Consider the following 16,970-nt stretch of genomic DNA (forward strand, 5'->3'; position numbering starts at 1 on the left):
TTGCGAAAGGCGAGGCGTACGATGAGCAAAGAAGTACTGCTGGTTGTTGAGTCGGTATCCAATGAAAAGGGCGTACCGGCTAACGTTATTTTTGAAGCGCTGGAGCTGGCTCTGGCCACTGCTACCAAGAAGCGGTTCGAAGACGAAGTTGATTTGCGTGTGGAGATCAATCGCCACACCGGTGCCTACGAGACTTTCCGTCGCTGGACGGTCGTCGAGGAAGCCGACCTGGACGATCCAGCTATCGAAACCTGGCCGAGCAAGGTTGCGGAAACGCACCCGGGCGCCAAGGTCGGTGATGTCGTCGAAGAAAAAATCGAGTCCATCGAATTCGGTCGCATCGCTGCACAGACTGCCAAGCAGGTCATTGTGCAGAAGGTTCGCGAAGCCGAGCGCGCGCAAGTCGTCGACGCTTATCGTGAGCGCCTGGGGGAAATCATCTCCGGCACCGTGAAAAAAGTCACCCGCGACAATGTGATCGTCGACCTGGGCAACAACGCCGAAGCGTTGCTGGCTCGCGAAGACATCATTTCTCGCGAAACTTTCCGGGTTGGCGTGCGTTTGCGTGCGCTGCTCAAGGAAATCCGCACCGAGAACCGGGGCCCGCAGCTGATCCTGTCGCGTACAGCGCCGGAAATGCTGATCGAGTTGTTCCGCATCGAAGTGCCGGAAATTGCTGAAGGCCTGATCGAAGTCATGGCCGCTTCCCGTGATCCGGGTTCGCGCGCCAAGATCGCGGTCCGCTCCAAGGACACGCGTATCGACCCACAAGGTGCCTGCATCGGCATGCGTGGTTCGCGTGTCCAGGCCGTATCCGGCGAGTTGGGCGGCGAGCGCGTGGACATCGTCCTGTGGGACGACAACCCGGCTCAGTTCGTGATCAATGCCATGTCGCCTGCTGAAGTGGCGGCAATTATCGTCGACGAAGATGCCCACGCCATGGACATCGCCGTTGGCGCAGACAATCTGGCTCAGGCCATCGGTCGCGGTGGTCAGAACGTGCGTCTGGCCAGCCAATTGACTGGCTGGACCCTGAACGTGATGACCGAATCGGACATCCAGGCTAAGCAGCAAGCTGAAACCGGCGACATCCTGCGCAACTTCATCGAAGAGCTTGAAGTCGATGAAGAGCTGGCGCAGGTGCTGGTGGATGAAGGCTTTACCAGCCTGGAAGAGATTGCCTACGTACCGGTGGAGGAAATGCTCAACATCGACGGCTTTGACGAGGAAATCGTCAACGAGCTTCGCGCTCGGGCCAAGGATCGTTTGTTGACCAAAGCCATCGCTACTGAGGAAAAGCTGGCAGACGCCCATCCGGCCGAAGACCTGCTCTCGCTTGAGGGCATGGACAAGGATTTGGCGATGGAACTGGCGGTGCGCGGCGTAATTACCCGCGAAGACCTGGCCGAGCAGTCTATTGACGATCTGCTCGACATCGACGGCATTGACGATGATCGTGCCGGCAAGTTGATCATGGCCGCCCGAGCCCACTGGTTCGAGTAATTAGGCGCGGCCTGAGGAGAGAAGTGCATGACGCAAGTCACGGTGAAACAACTGGCCGATGAGGTCAAAACACCGGTAGAGCGCCTGTTGCAGCAGATGCGTGAGGCAGGTCTGCCGCACACCGCCGCCGAGGAACATGTGACCGACAGTGAAAAGCAGTCCCTGCTGACTCACTTGAAGAGCAGTCACAAGGCAAAAGTGGAAGAACCGCGCAAGATCACTCTGCAGCGTAAAACCACCAGCACCCTGCGTGTTGCCGGTAGCAAAAGCATCAGCGTTGAAGTACGCAAGAAGAAAGTCTTCGTACAGCGCAGCCCGGAAGAAATCGAAGCCGAGCGCAAACGCGAACAGGAAGAACGTCGCGCAGTAGAAAATGCTGCTCGCCAGAAGGCTGAAGAAGAAGCCAAGCGTCGCGCCGAAGAAGAAGCGCGCCGCCAGCCTGCTGCTGCGCAGACCGCTCCGGTAGAAGCCGTCGAGGCTGTTGCCCCGGCCGCCGAACCTGTGCGCGAAGCGGCGCCAGTCGTGGCTGCTGCCCCGGCTCCAGCCGACACTCGCAAGCGCGACGAACAGCGTCGTCCGGACAAGCCACGGGCCGACGACAACCGTCGTGGCAGCGGCGATGGTGAGCGCAAGAACGCGCCTCATCGTGCTTCGGTCAAGGAAAAGGCGCCAGCACCTCGTGTTGCGCCACGTACCACCGACGAAGAAAGCGACGGCTTCCGTCGTGGCGGTCGCGGCAAGGCCAAGCTGAAGAAACGCAACGCCCACGGTTTCCAGAGCCCTACCGGCCCTGTCGTGCGTGAAGTGAAGATCGGCGAGACCATCACTGTGGGCGATCTGGCCCAGCAGATGTCGGTCAAGGCTGCTGAAATCATCAAGTTCATGTTCAAGCTGGGTACGCCAGCCACCATCAACCAGGTACTGGACCAGGAAACTGCCCAACTGGTTGCTGAAGAGCTGGGCCACAAAGTGACCTTGGTTAGCGACACCGCCCTGGAAGATTCCCTGGCCGAGTCCCTGAAGTTCGAAGGTGAGGCGGTTTCCCGTGCTCCGGTCGTGACCGTCATGGGCCACGTCGACCACGGTAAAACGTCCCTGCTCGACTACATTCGTCGCGCCAAGGTGGCGGCCGGTGAAGCGGGTGGTATTACCCAGCACATCGGTGCCTACCACGTTGAAACCGACCGCGGCATGGTGACGTTCCTCGACACCCCGGGTCACGCCGCGTTTACCGCGATGCGTGCCCGTGGTGCCAAGGCGACCGACATCGTAATCCTGGTGGTTGCAGCGGACGACGGCGTGATGCCACAAACCATCGAAGCCGTTCAGCATGCCAAGGCTGCTGGCGTGCCGCTGGTGGTTGCGGTGAACAAGATCGACAAGCCGGGCGCCGATCTCGATCGCATCCGCAGCGAACTGTCGGTCCACGGCGTGACCTCCGAAGAGTGGGGTGGCGACACTCCATTCGTTCCGGTCTCGGCGAAGATGGGTACCGGCGTTGACGAACTGCTCGAAGCCGTTCTGCTGCAGGCCGAGGTTCTCGAACTGACCGCTACGCCTTCGGCACCTGGCCGTGGTGTTGTGGTTGAATCGCGCCTCGACAAGGGCCGTGGCCCGGTTGCAACGGTCCTGGTCCAGGACGGTACGCTGCGTCAAGGCGACATGGTGCTGGTCGGCTCGAACTATGGCCGCGTGCGCGCCATGCTCGACGAGAACGGCAAGCCTATCAAGGAAGCCGGTCCGGCTATCCCGGTCGAGATCCTCGGCCTGGACGGTACCCCGGACGCTGGCGACGAGATGAGCGTTGTGGCGGACGAGAAGAAAGCCCGTGAAGTGGCTCTGTTCCGTCAAGGCAAGTTCCGCGAAGTCAAACTGGCTCGCGCTCACGCCGGCAAGCTGGAAAACATCTTCGAGAACATGGGCCAGGAAGAGAAGAAGACGCTCAACATCGTCCTCAACTCCGACGTCCGTGGTTCCCTGGAAGCGTTGAACGGCGCCTTGAATGGCCTGGGTAACGACGAAGTGCAAGTACGTGTGGTCGGTGGCGGTGTCGGTGGTATCACCGAGTCCGACGCCAACCTGGCACTGGCTTCCAACGCTGTACTGTTCGGCTTCAACGTGCGTGCCGATGCCGGCGCTCGCAAGATCGTCGAGCAGGAAGGCCTGGATATGCGTTACTACAACGTGATCTACGACATCATCGAAGACGTCAAGAAAGCGTTGACCGGTATGCTGGGCAGCGACGTCCGGGAGAACATCCTGGGCGTGGCCGAAGTTCGCGACGTGTTCCGTTCGCCGAAGTTCGGTGCCATCGCCGGTTGCATGGTGATCGAAGGTGTCGTTCACCGTAACCGTCCGATCCGTGTACTGCGTGAAGACATCGTGATCTTCGAAGGCGAGCTGGAATCCCTGCGTCGCTTCAAGGATGACGCTTCCGAAGTGCGTGCCGGCATGGAATGCGGTATTGGCGTCAAGAGCTACAACGACGTCAAGGTTGGCGACAAGATCGAAGTCTTCGAGAAGGTCCAGGTTGCTCGCAGCCTCTAACTCGCGCACTTCAAGAGCCGCGCCGGGCAGCCGCATGAACATGCGCTGCCTTGCTGGCGGACTCTAAACGCAACGCCCGGTCTGGCTTTTGCCAGGCCGGGCGTTTGCCGCTTTCAGACCTCACGGGTTTCACCGTGGGGCAGTAACAGGTAACAATACATGGCAAAAGAATACAGCCGTACCCAACGAATCGGCGATCAGATGCAGCGCGAGCTGGCCCAACTGATCCGTCGCGAAGTCAAAGACCCGCGCGTCGGCCTGGTCACCATCACTGCAGTGGAAGTCAGCCGTGACGTCGGTCACGCCAAGATTTTCATCACCGTGATGGGCCAGGACAGCGCTGAGGAAATCGCCCAGAGCATCAAGGTGCTCAACTCGGCCGCCGGCTTCCTGCGTATGCAGCTGGCTCGGGAGATGAAGCTGCGCAGCGTCCCGCAGTTACACTTCCATTACGACGAAAGCGTCGTCCGGGGTGCGCATCTGTCGGCACTGATCGAACGCGCCGTGGCGGAAGACAGCCAGCATCCGGCTGCGGCTGAACCTGAAGACACCAAGGAGTAATCGGTGGCTCAGGTCAAACGTATCCGTCGTAATGTCAGCGGTATCATCCTGCTCGACAAGCCGCTGGGGTTCACCTCCAACGCGGCCTTGCAAAAGGTCCGCTGGCTGCTCAATGCCGAAAAGGCCGGGCACACCGGTAGCCTCGATCCGCTGGCCACTGGCGTGCTGCCACTGTGCTTTGGCGAGGCGACCAAGTTCTCCCAGTACCTGCTCGATTCCGACAAGGGTTACGAAACCCTGGCGCAACTGGGCAAGACCACCACCACGGCGGACGCCGAAGGTGAGGTTTTGCTGGAGCGCCCGGTGACCGTTGGTCAGGCGGATGTCGAAGCGGTGTTGCCGAAATTTCGCGGGAAAATCAGTCAGATACCGCCGATGTACTCCGCTTTGAAGCGCGATGGACAGCCGTTGTATAAACTGGCCCGTGCAGGCGAAGTAGTGGAGCGCGAACCGCGTTCTGTTACTATTGCGCGCTTGGAATTGCTGGCCTTTGACGGTAATACTGCGCGGCTGGCCGTGGATTGCAGCAAGGGCACCTATATCCGGACCTTGGTGGAGGATATTGGCGAGCAGCTCGGTTGTGGCGCATACGTGGCAGAATTGCGACGGACCCAGGCCGGGCCTTTCACGTTGGCCCAGACGGTCACGCTGGAAGAGCTTGAAGCGGTGCATGCCGAAGGCGGCAACGAAGCGGTCGACCGTTTCCTGATGCCATCGGACAGCGGCCTGCTGGATTGGCCGCTCTTGCAGTTCTCGGAACACAGCGCGTTCTACTGGCTCAACGGCCAGCCGGTACGCGCCCCGGATGCGCCGAAGTTCGGCATGGTCCGGGTACAGGATCACAACGGTCGCTTCATCGGTATCGGTGAAGTGAGCGAAGACGGGCGCATTGCGCCGCGTCGACTGATTCGGTCGGAATGACCGGAACCAGCCTGCGTAACAGCGGGTTGGCGAGTGTGGCTGTTAACAGGCACGGTCACTACTCATTTATAGATACAGGGATTTGTCCCTGGCCTGTTGAAGCTGTTCCTCGGAACAGTTTCCTGACTAAAAGGATTGCCTCATGGCTCTCGACGTTCAAGAAAAAGCTCAAATCGTAGCTGACTACCAGCAAGCTGTTGGTGACACTGGTTCGCCAGAAGTGCAAGTTGCACTGCTGACCGCCAACATCAACAAACTGCAAGGTCACTTCAAGGCCAACGGTAAAGATCACCACTCCCGTCGTGGTCTGATCCGCATGGTAAACCAGCGTCGCAAGTTGCTGGACTACCTGAAAGGCAAGGACGTGAGCCGTTACAGCGCTCTGATCGCTCGCCTGGGTCTGCGTCGCTAATCAGCGATTGCGCTAGAGGTTGGTGGTCTGTCGTACGTCAGTGGGGTTCCCGCTGGCGCATGGCAGGCTCCCAGCCTCAAGTTTTATCTGGATACACGTTTTACCCTGGACAGGCGTCGGGCCGATTCCCGCCATTGCCCAAGAATTTCGCAAGAAGACAAGTTCCCCAAGAGCCACAAAGAAGGTAGGACACCGTGAACCCGGTAATCAAAAAATTCCAGTTCGGTCAGTCGACCGTTACCCTCGAGACTGGCCGTATCGCCCGTCAGGCCTCCGGCGCAGTGCTGGTCACCGTTGACGACGACGTCAGCGTATTGGTGACCGTTGTCGGTGCCAAGCAAGCCGATCCAGGCAAGGGCTTCTTCCCTCTGTCTGTTCACTACCAGGAAAAGACTTACGCTGCCGGTAAGATCCCTGGCGGTTTCTTCAAGCGCGAAGGCCGTCCTTCCGAGAAGGAAACCCTGACTTCCCGACTGATCGACCGTCCGATCCGTCCGCTGTTCCCAGAAGGTTTCATGAACGAAGTGCAGGTTGTCTGCACCGTCGTGTCCACCAGCAAGAAAACCGAACCGGACATCGCTGCGATGATCGGCACCTCGGCTGCCCTGGCCATCTCCGGCATTCCTTTCGATGGCCCGATCGGCGCTGCCCGCGTTGCGTTCCACGAAAGCACCGGCTACCTGCTGAACCCGACTTACGAGCAGTTGAAGGCGTCGAGCCTGGACATGGTCGTGGCCGGTACTTCCGAAGCCGTGCTGATGGTTGAATCCGAAGCTAAAGAGCTGACCGAAGACCAGATGCTGGGCGCCGTGCTGTTCGCCCACGACGAGTTCCAGGTGGTGATCAACGCCGTCAAGGAACTGGCCGCCGAAGCTGCCAAGCCAACCTGGACCTGGGCGCCACAGCCAGAAGCCACCGAGCTGCTGGGCGCGATCCGTGCCGAGTTCGGCGACGCGATCTCCCAGGCCTACACCATCACCATCAAGGCCGACCGCTACGCACGCCTGGGCGAACTGAAAGACCAGGTTGTCGCCAAGTTCTCCGGCGAAGAAGGCCAGCCATCGGCCAGCGACGTCAAGGCTGCTTTTGGTGAAATCGAATACCGCACCGTTCGCGAAAACATCGTCAACGGCAAGCCGCGTATCGACGGTCGCGACACCCGCACCGTACGTCCGCTGAACATCGAAGTCGGCGTCCTGCCAAAGACCCACGGTTCGGCACTGTTCACCCGTGGCGAGACCCAGGCGCTGGTCGTTGCAACACTGGGCACCGCCCGTGACGCGCAACTGCTGGACACCTTGGAAGGCGAAAAGAAAGACCCGTTCATGTTGCACTACAACTTCCCTCCGTTCTCGGTGGGCGAGTGCGGTCGCATGGGTGGCGCCGGTCGTCGCGAAATCGGTCACGGCCGTCTGGCCCGTCGTTCGGTCCAGGCCATGCTGCCGGCCGCTGACGTGTTCCCGTACACCATTCGCGTGGTGTCGGAAATCACCGAATCCAACGGTTCGAGCTCGATGGCTTCGGTCTGCGGCGCTTCCCTGGCCCTGATGGACGCTGGTGTGCCGATGAAGGCACCGGTGGCCGGTATCGCCATGGGTCTGGTTAAAGAAGGCGAGAAGTTCGCCGTCCTGACCGACATCCTGGGTGACGAAGACCACCTGGGCGACATGGACTTCAAAGTGGCCGGTACCGCCAAGGGCGTCACCGCACTGCAGATGGACATCAAGATCAAGGGCATCACCGAAGAGATCATGGAAATCGCCCTGGGCCAAGCCCTGGAAGCGCGCCTGAACATCCTCGGCCAGATGAACCAGATCATCGGTCAGTCCCGTACCGAGCTGTCGGAAAATGCTCCGACCATGATCGCGATGAAAATCGACACCGACAAAATCCGTGACGTCATCGGTAAAGGCGGCGCGACCATCCGTGCGATCTGCGAAGAAACCAAGGCTTCGATCGACATCGAAGACGACGGTTCGATCAAGATCTTCGGCGAAACCAAGGAAGCGGCAGAAGCAGCACGCCAGCGCGTCCTGGGCATCACCGCGGAAGCCGAGATCGGCAAGATCTACGTCGGCAAGGTTGAGCGCATCGTCGACTTCGGCGCGTTCGTCAACATCCTGCCGGGCAAGGACGGTCTGGTTCACATCTCCATGCTGAGCGATGCTCGCGTCGAGAAAGTGACCGACATCCTGAAGGAAGGCCAGGAAGTGGAAGTGTTGGTACTGGACGTGGACAACCGCGGCCGTATCAAGCTGTCCATCAAGGACGTCGCAGCAGCCAAGGCATCGGGCGTTTAATCACCCCGTCGTCTAACCGCTGAACAAGCAAACGCCCCGACTGGTTCGGGGCGTTTTGCTGTGTGGTGAAAAACCACCGCCAGGCAGGTTGCCTGGCTACGGGGGACGGTGCTAGTTTTAGCCACCGCCCGTGTAGCTCAGTCGGTAGAGCAGCGCACTCGTAACGCGAAGGTCGCAGGTTCGATTCCTGTCTCGGGCAAGATTTTCCCTCGTTATTTCACCTTCCTGCTCAGCTCCTCGACCGTGCGCTTGAGCTGGTCCATCTCGTTGTCCTGATCGCTGAGTTCCCGTTTCAGGGACGAAATCTCGCTGTTGCTCGAGCTCGAACTGGAGCCGCTATTGCGCTTGAGTTCTTCCACCTGCTTGCCAAGATCCTTCAGATCGCTTTCCTGTTCCTTGATGGTGCGCTTGAGCTCGTCGATCTCCCTGCTGCTGGAGGTGGAGCTGGAGCCGCTGTTGTGCTTGAGTTCTTCGATCTGGCGGGCCTGCTCGCTGAGGGTGCGTTTCTGGTTTTCCAGTTCGTCGGCATTGTTCTTTACGGTTTTTGGCAGGTTTTCCAAGGCGCTGGCGCTGACGTTGGTCTTTACGAGTACGTACTTATCGAATTGGTTGTAATGAAGTGCAGGAATGGCGTCGTGGTCAGAGGGACCATCGGAGGAGACTTCAACCGCCGCTTGGGCAACGCCGGCCAAGATCAGGCTGCCGAGCAGCAAGGTCGCGGTAGCAAGACGGGTCGACGAACGTTTCGAAAAGCTGCGCATCACTGGGGTTCCTTGTGAAGTGCTGGAATGGCACATTGCTATGACTGGTTATTCTGACAGATGTTCCCTAGTCCCCTTGGCTTCGTATGCGCATGGTTTTTTGTGGGATTGATGTAAAGAGCCGTGTAAATCGTAGGCAAAACATCCTATATTCACTGCCTGCATGAGCACCGCCCAGCAGTTTTCAGATGATCCACGAATGGTTCTGAAGGCCAGGTGAACCGGGCTTCCAACGGCTTCCTGCGTCAGAGAGATCCTTGATGATCCAGATCCATCTTCCATTCCCAGATCAGCGAGAACGCCATGACCGTTAAAGAATTGAGTCAAGAAGCCAGACACGAAGAAGCCCTGGAAAAGTACTTGAAAGAAACGCCGCAACTGCGGGAAGAGATCAAGGACTTGTCCGCCGACGATCAGAAAGACCAGATCCAATGGGCATTCGAGGACGAGGCCGAAGCCCAGGGGCTGCAACCCTGGGAGTTGACGCTCAAGTACACCAGCACGCCTGAAGAATTCGAGGTGCAGCGCCTTGCATTGCACAAGGAAGCGGCCGAGGTGTTGGGTGTGGAATGGGATGAATACTGCGAGATGAATAATCTGGTGGTCTGAAAGCACGCGGTAAAAGCGACACTGTGGCGAGGGAGCTTGCTCCCGCTGGGTTGCGCAGCAGCCCCAAAAGAGGGGGCCGCTTCGCGGCCCAGCGGGAGCAAGCTCCCTCGCCACGGACTATCTTTGTTCCTGATTACCCGGCGTCAGCCTGTCAGAGGCTCAGCCGCATCGACAGATCCACCGCCTTCACATCCTTGGTCATCGCACCGATCGAGATGTAGTCCACTCCCGTCTCGGCTATCGGGCGCAACGTGCTTTCGTTAATCCCGCCGCTGGCTTCCAGTTTCGCTTTGCCGCCATTGAGGCGTACGGCTTCGCGCATGTCGTCCAGGCTCAGTTCGTCGAGCATGATGATGTCGGCACCGGCCGCCAGCGCTTCTTTCAATTCCGCCAGGCTTTCCACTTCGACTTCCACCGGTTTGCCCGGTGCGATCTTATGGGCGGCGGCGATGGCCTGGGCGATCCCGCCGCAAGCGGCGATGTGGTTTTCCTTGATCAGGAAGGCATCGTACAGGCCGATGCGGTGGTTATGGCAGCCGCCGCAGGTGACTGCGTATTTCTGGGCCAGGCGCAGCCCGGGCAGGGTCTTGCGGGTGTCCAGCAGCTTGACCTGGGTGCCGGCGACAAAGTCGGCCAGGTAGCGGGCCCGGGTGGCGACGCCCGACAGCATCTGCAGGAAGTTCAGCGCGCTGCGTTCGCCGGTCAGCAGCGAACGGGCCGGGCCTTCCAGGTGGAACAGCACCTGGTCGGGGCTGACCCGGTCGCCATCGCGCACTTGCCAATGCACCGCGACACGCGGATCCAGCTGCCGGAACACGGCATCGACCCAGGCCGTGCCACTGATGATCGCCGCATCGCGGGTGATGATGGTGGCCTTGGCCAGGCGTTCGGCGGGGATCAGTTGCGCGGTGATGTCGCCGCTGCCGACGTCTTCAAGCAACGCGCGGCGCACGTTGGCTTCGATTTCGGCGGTCAGGTCGGCGAGGCGTAGATTCGGCATAACGGGCTCCACAAACAAAGTGGCCTGGATTATAGGGTGTCGAAACCTGCATTTGGTCGCGTCCTCGCAACATTTCCTCATTTCCTCGGTCACTAGATGCGCCGTATTTCGAGCTGCGTCACAGAGTACCGCTGGTGCGGCGGGGTTCTTTTACCCATAATCCGCCTTTCGATTGACGCCATAGCTTTGACGTCATGAGCCGAAGAACCGTTTCAGGAGGCCAGGATGCACAACGACGGGAATGTAGTGCCTTTGCACAAGGTGTCTACCGATCAGGCGACTCGCTCGCCGCTCGCCCGCCTGCCTGTGATTCTGCTTCAGGTTCGCGACAAGGCCGCCCAGCAGTTGCGCCTGGGCTTGCAGGGGCTGTTCGATAACGCTGACGACACCTTGTTCGAAATGGCCGACCGGGCGCGCGATGACGTCGAGCAGAACTTGTACTTCGAGGCCATGCGGGACCTGCGCCTGAAGCGCAAAAGCATCGAGCGGGAATTCATCGAGCAGTTTTTTGAGACCTTCGTCAGCCTGGCCCAGTACGACCTGACCCACGCCACCTTGGCGCCTACCCTGGCGTCGGACGGTCAACCCCAGCGCTCCCAAGACGACCTGGAGCGGCAGTTGGCGGTCGAGGCCATGGTCGCTCGGGTGCTCAGGCGCGATGGCGTGGCGCTGGAGCAACTGACGGCCCGGCTCGGTGTGCTGCTGGCTCGACCGCTGGGCAATCAGCACAATCCCCTGAGCCCGGCACTGCTGTGCGAAAAGTTCTTGCAGGCCGGGCGCAACCTGGGCGTGGGCATCAAGGTCAAGCTGATCCTGCTCAAACTGTTCGAGCGTTATGTGCTCAGCGAGTGCGACCAACTTTATACCGAGGCCAACCAGTTGCTGGCGGCCACGGGGATCCTGCCGGAACTCAAGGTGACGCCGGCGCGTAGGGTCTCGGATCGCCCCGAGGATACCCCCAGCCCCAACGCCGAAATCGCCGCCAAACCCAGCGATGCCGAAGTCGACGACAGCGTGCAGGAAGTGTTCGCCGCCTTGCAGAAGCTATTGATGCAAGTGCGTGGCAGCGTGGCGCCGACCCTGGAACCCAGTGTGCCGCCCCAGCCAATTTCTACCCGTGACCTGCTGCGGCTGCTCTCGCATTTGCAGCAATACGTGCCGGCGCCTGCCGTGCAGGACGAGTTCGACCTGCGTAGCCAGCTCGAACAACTGCTGACCCGGGTCAGCGTCAGGAGTGGCAAGTCCCGGGTGGTCGACGGCGCTGATGAAGATGTGATCAACCTGATCTCGATGATGTTCGAATTCATCCTCGACGACCATAACCTGCCAGATTCCTTCAAGGCCCTGATCGGTCGCCTGCAAATCCCGATGCTCAAGGGCGCGGTGCAGGACAAGAGCTTTTTCAGCCGCGGTAACCATCCGGCCCGGCGACTGCTCAACGAAATCGCGGCCGCAGCCATGGGTTGGGGCGATTGCGACGATCATCAGCGTGACAGCCTGTACTTGCGCATCGAGCAGGTCGTTCAGCGCCTGCTGAATGACTTCGTCGATGACCCGGCGATTTTCTCCGAACTGCTCGCCGATTTCCTCGCCTTCACCAGTGACGAGCGGCGCCGCAGCGAGTTGCTTGAACAGCGTATCCGCGACGCCGAAGAAGGTCGGGCCAAGGCCGAACTGGCGCGCCAGCGTGTCGAAGGGGCGCTGAACCAGGTGATGCTGGGCAAAGTCTTGCCACAAGCCGTGGTGGAGTTCGTGCAGCAGGCCTGGAGCCAGGTGTTGTTGCTGACCTGTTTCAAGCACGGCAAGTATTCCGCCGAGTGGCAGGCTGACGTCCTGACCCTGGAGCAATTGATCTGGAGCGTCCAGCCTCACGACGAGCCCGATGCCGGCCTGCGTCTGCTGGCGATGGTGCCGGAACTGCTCAAGGCCCTGCGTGAAGGCCTGAGCCGTTCGGCGTTCGACCCATTCGCCACCAGCGAGTTTTTCAGTGAGCTGGAAGTCCTCCATGTGCAGGCGCTCGAACGCATGGGCCAGGCAACGGAACAGGTCCAGTCGCTCGATTCGCCGGCCATGGTCGAGGTGTCGGAAAGAATTGTTTTGCGTGCGCCGCAAAAGTCGGCGGGGGAGAGCGTGGCGGTGCATTTGCCGGCGGATGACGTCGGCCTGCTGCAGGTCGACCAACTGCACCTGGGGAGCTGGGTCGAGTTCCAGGAGGACGAGGACAATACCCTGCGTTGCAAGCTGGCGGCGATCATCGAGGCCACCGGCAAATACGTCTTCGTCAATCGCACTGGCCTCAAGGTGCTGGAGCACAGCCGCACCAGCCTGGCCCTGGAGTTCCGCCGGGGCGCGGCGCGGCTGTTGGACGACACCCTGTTGTTCGACCGGGCGCTGGAGTCGGTGCTGGGCAATCTGCGCCAGCTCAATCGCGGCAAGTGATCGCGCAGCCCGGCCCGATCACGGCATACTGACGGCATTCACCGTCGTCATCGAAGGAACCTGTATGCAGTTGGACTCCGCGAGCGGTTGGTGCGAGGGGGTGCGTCATTGCCCGTCGCCCAACTTCAATGCGCGCCCGGAAGGCGAAATCTCCCTGCTGGTGATCCACAACATCAGCCTGCCACCGGCACAATTCGCCACGGGCAAGGTGCAGGAATTCTTCCAGAATCGTCTGGATGTCACGGAACATCCCTACTTTGCCGGTATCGCCGACTTGCGCGTCTCCGCACATTTCCTGATCGAACGTGACGGCAGCGTGACCCAGTTTGTCTCTTGTCTGGATCGCGCGTGGCATGCGGGCGTCTCGTGCTTCGAGGGGCGCGAGACCTGTAACGATTTTTCCCTGGGCATCGAGCTGGAGGGCACGGATGATCTGCCATTCACCGACGCGCAATATGTCGCATTGGTGGACCTGACCCGGCAGTTGCAAGCGGCGTTCAGGGCGATCACCGTGCAGCGAATCTGCGGGCACAGCGACATCGCTCCAGGGCGCAAGACCGAGCCGGGACCGGCATTCGACTGGGCGCGCTATCGCGCGGCCCTGACAGAAGGGGAAGGACAATGAGTTTTCTGGTGTTGCTGCTGGCCGTCTGGATCGAGAAGTTCTCGGCCTTGCGCCTGCGGGTCCAGCGCGACGGCGGTTGGCTGCGCGAGCTGAACAAACTCGAGGCGAGCCCACGGTGGGTCAACCGGCCTTGGCTGGTGTTGACCTCAATGGTCCTGCTGCCCGTGGCCCTGCTGGCGTTGCTTTTGTGGGTACTGGAGCCAGTGGCCTACGGCTTGCTGGCGCTGCCGGTGCACTTGCTGGTGGTGATTTATAGCCTGGGGCGCGGTGATCTGCTGGCCGCCCTCGGGCCGTTTCGCGACGCCTGGCGTCGGGAAGACCTGCAAGCGGCGGCTCATGTGGCCAAGCGCGACCTGGACATTGAAGCCGATGACGGTGAGCAGTTACTGGAGCGAGTCCAGGGCCATTTGTTGTGGCAGGCCTACCAGAGCTTTTTCGCGGTGATTTTCTGGTATTTCGTGTTGGGCCCGGGCGCGGCCTTGAGCTATCGATTGCTGGCGCTGGCTGCCGAGCACAGCCAGACCCCCGGCGTGGCCGAGCGGGCCGCGCAAATGCGCGATGCCTTCGATTGGGTGCCGGTGCGGTTGCTGGCGGCGAGCTTCGCCCTGGTGGGCAATTTCGTTGCGGTCAGCCGGGTCATGCTGCATGAACTGTTGAACTGGAACATCAGCGCCGCCGACCGTATCGACAAGGTTGGCCTGGTGGCTGGCGAGATCCCCAAGCCCGTCGCCGGGCCGGACGGCATCAACAGCCTGGATCGCCTATGGGAATTGCTGCTGCGTGCGGCAGTGCTCTGGTATGCCGGGTTCGCGTTGTGGACGGTGTTGGCCTGATCAGCGTAAGCAAGGTTGTAGCCAGGCGCTTTTGTGGCGAGGGAGCTTGCTCCCGCTCGGCTGCGCAGCAGCCGCAAACCCGGACAAAGCGATCTGCCTGAGCAACCCCGGGGCCTGCTTCGCAGGCCAGCGGGAGCAAGCTCCCTCACCACAGTGTTTTCGTGGTTCATCTCTCTCGTTAACCTTAAGTTACAAATCTCCCCGCCGATTTAGGCTATACAGGGACAGCGCCCGAATAGTGGCTTTCTGCTGTCTCCGTGCGCGCGCTCATAACAATAAGAACACTACCGGGAGACTTCCTTGTGAAGAGTTTGCTCTGGCCCGCCGTCGCGCTGATGAACCGCCTGAGCTTCGGCATGAAGTTCAGCCTGATCAGCGTGCTGTTCCTGCTGCCAATGCTGGTGACCAACTTCTTTCTGGTGCGTGATTCCTATCGGGAATTCCAGGGCACCCAGGTGGAGCTGCAAAGCCTCGACCTGCTGGGCAGCAGCCTGGCCCTGCGCCGGGACCTGGAAACCCTCAACAACCTGGTGCAGATCAATGCCAGCCTGGGCCAGTCTGGCAAGGCCGGTGATGTGGAGGCGAAGATCGGTAGCCTGGAACAACAGGTCCTCACGCGCCTGCAAGGCATGACCGCCATGGCCATCGAGCCTGAGCAGGTCAGTGCCTTCGAGGCCAAGCGCGACGAGATGATCGGCGCTTTCAAGGCCCAGCAAGCTGAAAGCTCCCTGCAGAGCAAAAGTGCGCTGATCGGCAAATTGCTCAACAGCGCCCAGATGTTCAGCCAGATCATCGCCAGCCAGGCGGGGCTGAGCCGCGACAACCAGAGCGACATCCGCCAGCTCAGCGAACTGATCATCGGCACCACCCCCAAGGTCACCCAGATCCTCGGCGAAGGCCGGGCGCTGGGTGCGTCCTCGTTGGGGCTGGGGTTTCTCAATTCGGCGTCGAGCACCCGCTTCGATGAGTTGCTGGGGCAGATCGAAAAGCTCCAGGGTGAGTACGACTTGAAACTGCAGGACGCCCTCGGTTCCAGCAAAGCGGCTGGGCAAGCCCTTGCCACCCAGGCCGACGGCAGCAAAAGCACCCTGAAAAAAGCCTCGGAACTGATCGAGGAACAGGTGGTGATGGCCGACACCCTCGATGCGCCGTGGCCGGCATTCTTTGATCAGGTCAGCGGCTTGATGGCGCAGACCTATGAATTGAACGAAGCGACCCAGGACTTTCTCGGTGTGCAGTTGCAACAGCGCCTGGAGCAGAATCGCAGCCATATGGTGCTGCAAGCCGTGGCACTGGTGGCGGTGTTCCTGTTGATTTTTTACCTGTACGCCGGCTTCTACGCGTCGACCCGCACCACCCTCCAACACCTGGGCCAGATGATGGACAAGGTGGCGGCGGGGGACATGACGGTCAATTTCGTCGCCCGCAGCCAGGATGAACTGGGCGAATTGGGTGAAGTGTTCAACGGTACGGTGGCGAAGATCCACGACCTGATCGAACAGGTCGGTCGCACCGTCGCGGAAGTCGAACGCCAGGCCGAGCAGGTGGAAACGGTATCGGCCCGGAGCAACCAGGCTGTCGCCGGCCAGCGCAGCCAGATCGAACTGGTGGCCACGGCGATGAACCAGATGTCGGCCACGGCCCAGGAAGTGGCGCGCAGTGCCGCCGCCGCGGTGAGCAGCGCCCACAGCGTGAACGACGAAACCCTCAGCGGGCGCGGGCTGGTGGAGTCCCAGCAGGGCAGCATCGCCCGCTTGGCCAGCGAGATCGACCAGTCGGTGCAGGTGATCAATCAACTGGCGACCGACAGCCAGGCCATCAGCCGCGTGCTGGATGTGATCAAGAGCATCGCCGAACAGACCATCCTGCTGGCCCTCAATGCCGCCATCGAAGCCGCCCGAGCCGGTGGGCAGGGGCGTGGTTTTGCCGTGGTGGCCGATGAAGTCCGGACCCTGGCCAAGCGGACCCAGCACTCGCCCGAAGAACTCGAAGCGATGATCACCCGCCTGCACGGCGGTGTCGGTGCCGCGGTCACGGCGATGGGCACTAGCCACGAGATGGCCAGCGGCACCGTCGGCCAGTCGGAAAAGGTCCAGCAGGCCTTGGAAAATATCCTCGGTGCGGTCGGCATGATCGTCGACCAGAACCAGCAGATCGCCGCCGCTGTGGAACAGCAGACGGCCGTGGCCCATGACATCGACCAGAACATCGTCGAGATCAACCGCGCCGGCGAACGCACCGCCGAAGGCGCTCACCAGACCGAAGATGCCAGCCGTGCGTTGTCCGCCCAGGTGGTGCAGCTCAAGCAGTTGATCAATGCGTTTCGGGTGTGATTGCCGCTGATTCACCGCAGGTCCAATGTGGGAGCGAGCTTGCTCGCGATGGCGTCAGGTCAGCCGACATAGATGTTGGCTGATACAACTGTCACTAAAACAAATCTGACGCTGGCGACGAACAGG

Annotated in this window: 13 protein-coding genes, 1 tRNA gene and 1 pseudogene; 13 read left to right on the forward strand and 2 right to left on the reverse strand. The window is 60.6% G+C overall.

From position 1 onward, the window contains the following. Window positions 1-21: 21 nt before the first annotated feature. From nusA to HGO40_RS17525, 7 genes are all read left to right on the forward strand, one after another. A complete protein-coding gene (gene nusA / locus HGO40_RS17495) occupies window positions 22-1,503 on the forward strand; it encodes a transcription termination factor NusA (protein WP_250964024.1) in 1,482 nt (493 codons plus the stop codon). A 27-nt stretch (window positions 1,504-1,530) separates the two neighbouring features. Then, entirely contained in the window at window positions 1,531-4,050 is a 2,520-nt protein-coding gene (infB, locus tag HGO40_RS17500; RefSeq protein WP_250964025.1) for a translation initiation factor IF-2, read from the forward strand. A 159-nt stretch (window positions 4,051-4,209) separates the two neighbouring features. After that, window positions 4,210-4,611 (forward strand): 30S ribosome-binding factor RbfA, encoded by a 402-nt coding sequence (rbfA, locus tag HGO40_RS17505; RefSeq protein ID WP_181287552.1) that lies wholly within the window; start codon window positions 4,210-4,212, stop codon window positions 4,609-4,611. A gap of 3 nt (window positions 4,612-4,614) precedes the next feature. Next, the gene (truB, locus tag HGO40_RS17510; protein ID WP_250964026.1) at window positions 4,615-5,532 is read left to right on the forward strand and encodes a tRNA pseudouridine(55) synthase TruB; all 918 of its coding nucleotides are present in this window, start codon (window positions 4,615-4,617) and stop codon (window positions 5,530-5,532) included. A 142-nt stretch (window positions 5,533-5,674) separates the two neighbouring features. Then, the gene (gene rpsO / locus HGO40_RS17515; protein ID WP_011332409.1) at window positions 5,675-5,944 is read left to right on the forward strand and encodes a 30S ribosomal protein S15; all 270 of its coding nucleotides are present in this window, start codon (window positions 5,675-5,677) and stop codon (window positions 5,942-5,944) included. 194 nt (window positions 5,945-6,138) lie between these two features. Further along, a complete protein-coding gene (gene pnp, locus HGO40_RS17520) occupies window positions 6,139-8,244 on the forward strand; it encodes a polyribonucleotide nucleotidyltransferase (RefSeq protein WP_250964027.1) in 2,106 nt (701 codons plus the stop codon). 126 nt (window positions 8,245-8,370) lie between these two features. Next, window positions 8,371-8,443 (forward strand) — tRNA-Thr (locus tag HGO40_RS17525). A 13-nt stretch (window positions 8,444-8,456) separates the two neighbouring features. Here HGO40_RS17525 and HGO40_RS17530 read toward each other — a convergent pair. Beyond that, window positions 8,457-9,005: a hypothetical protein gene (locus tag HGO40_RS17530; protein ID WP_250964028.1), complete on the reverse strand. Its 549-nt coding sequence runs from the start codon at window positions 9,003-9,005 to the stop codon at window positions 8,457-8,459. A 303-nt stretch (window positions 9,006-9,308) separates the two neighbouring features. Between HGO40_RS17530 and HGO40_RS17535 the strand changes: the two genes are divergently transcribed. Beyond that, the gene (locus tag HGO40_RS17535; RefSeq protein WP_250964029.1) at window positions 9,309-9,614 is read left to right on the forward strand and encodes a DUF6388 family protein; all 306 of its coding nucleotides are present in this window, start codon (window positions 9,309-9,311) and stop codon (window positions 9,612-9,614) included. Between the two features lie 151 nt (window positions 9,615-9,765). Here HGO40_RS17535 and nadC read toward each other — a convergent pair whose 3' ends face one another. Beyond that, on the reverse strand, window positions 9,766-10,614 hold the full coding sequence (gene nadC, locus HGO40_RS17540; RefSeq protein ID WP_250964030.1) for a carboxylating nicotinate-nucleotide diphosphorylase: 849 nt from the start codon (window positions 10,612-10,614) through the stop codon (window positions 9,766-9,768). Window positions 10,615-10,839: 225 nt separating this feature from the next. Between nadC and HGO40_RS17545 the strand changes: the two genes are divergently transcribed. From HGO40_RS17545 to HGO40_RS30895, 5 genes and pseudogenes are all read left to right on the forward strand, one after another. Next, complete coding sequence (locus tag HGO40_RS17545) at window positions 10,840-13,053, forward strand: DUF1631 domain-containing protein (protein WP_250964031.1); 2,214 nt, start codon at window positions 10,840-10,842, stop codon at window positions 13,051-13,053. A 64-nt stretch (window positions 13,054-13,117) separates the two neighbouring features. Continuing rightward, entirely contained in the window at window positions 13,118-13,678 is a 561-nt protein-coding gene (ampD, locus tag HGO40_RS17550) for a 1,6-anhydro-N-acetylmuramyl-L-alanine amidase AmpD (RefSeq protein WP_250964032.1), read from the forward strand. Continuing rightward, a complete protein-coding gene (ampE, locus tag HGO40_RS17555) occupies window positions 13,675-14,511 on the forward strand; it encodes a regulatory signaling modulator protein AmpE (protein WP_250964033.1) in 837 nt (278 codons plus the stop codon). Before ampD ends, ampE begins: the two co-directional genes overlap by 4 nt. Window positions 14,512-15,782: 1,271 nt before the next feature. Then, window positions 15,783-15,986, forward strand: a pseudogene (locus tag HGO40_RS30890) (HAMP domain-containing protein); the annotation flags it as partial. A gap of 153 nt (window positions 15,987-16,139) precedes the next feature. Beyond that, a complete protein-coding gene (locus HGO40_RS30895; RefSeq protein WP_502943321.1) occupies window positions 16,140-16,844 on the forward strand; it encodes a methyl-accepting chemotaxis protein in 705 nt (234 codons plus the stop codon). Window positions 16,845-16,970: the final 126 nt, after the last annotated feature.

Origin of the sequence: Pseudomonas sp. CG7, assembly GCF_023701885.1 — a bacterium.
Taxonomy (GTDB): Bacteria; Pseudomonadota; Gammaproteobacteria; order Pseudomonadales; family Pseudomonadaceae; genus Aquipseudomonas; species Aquipseudomonas zanjanensis.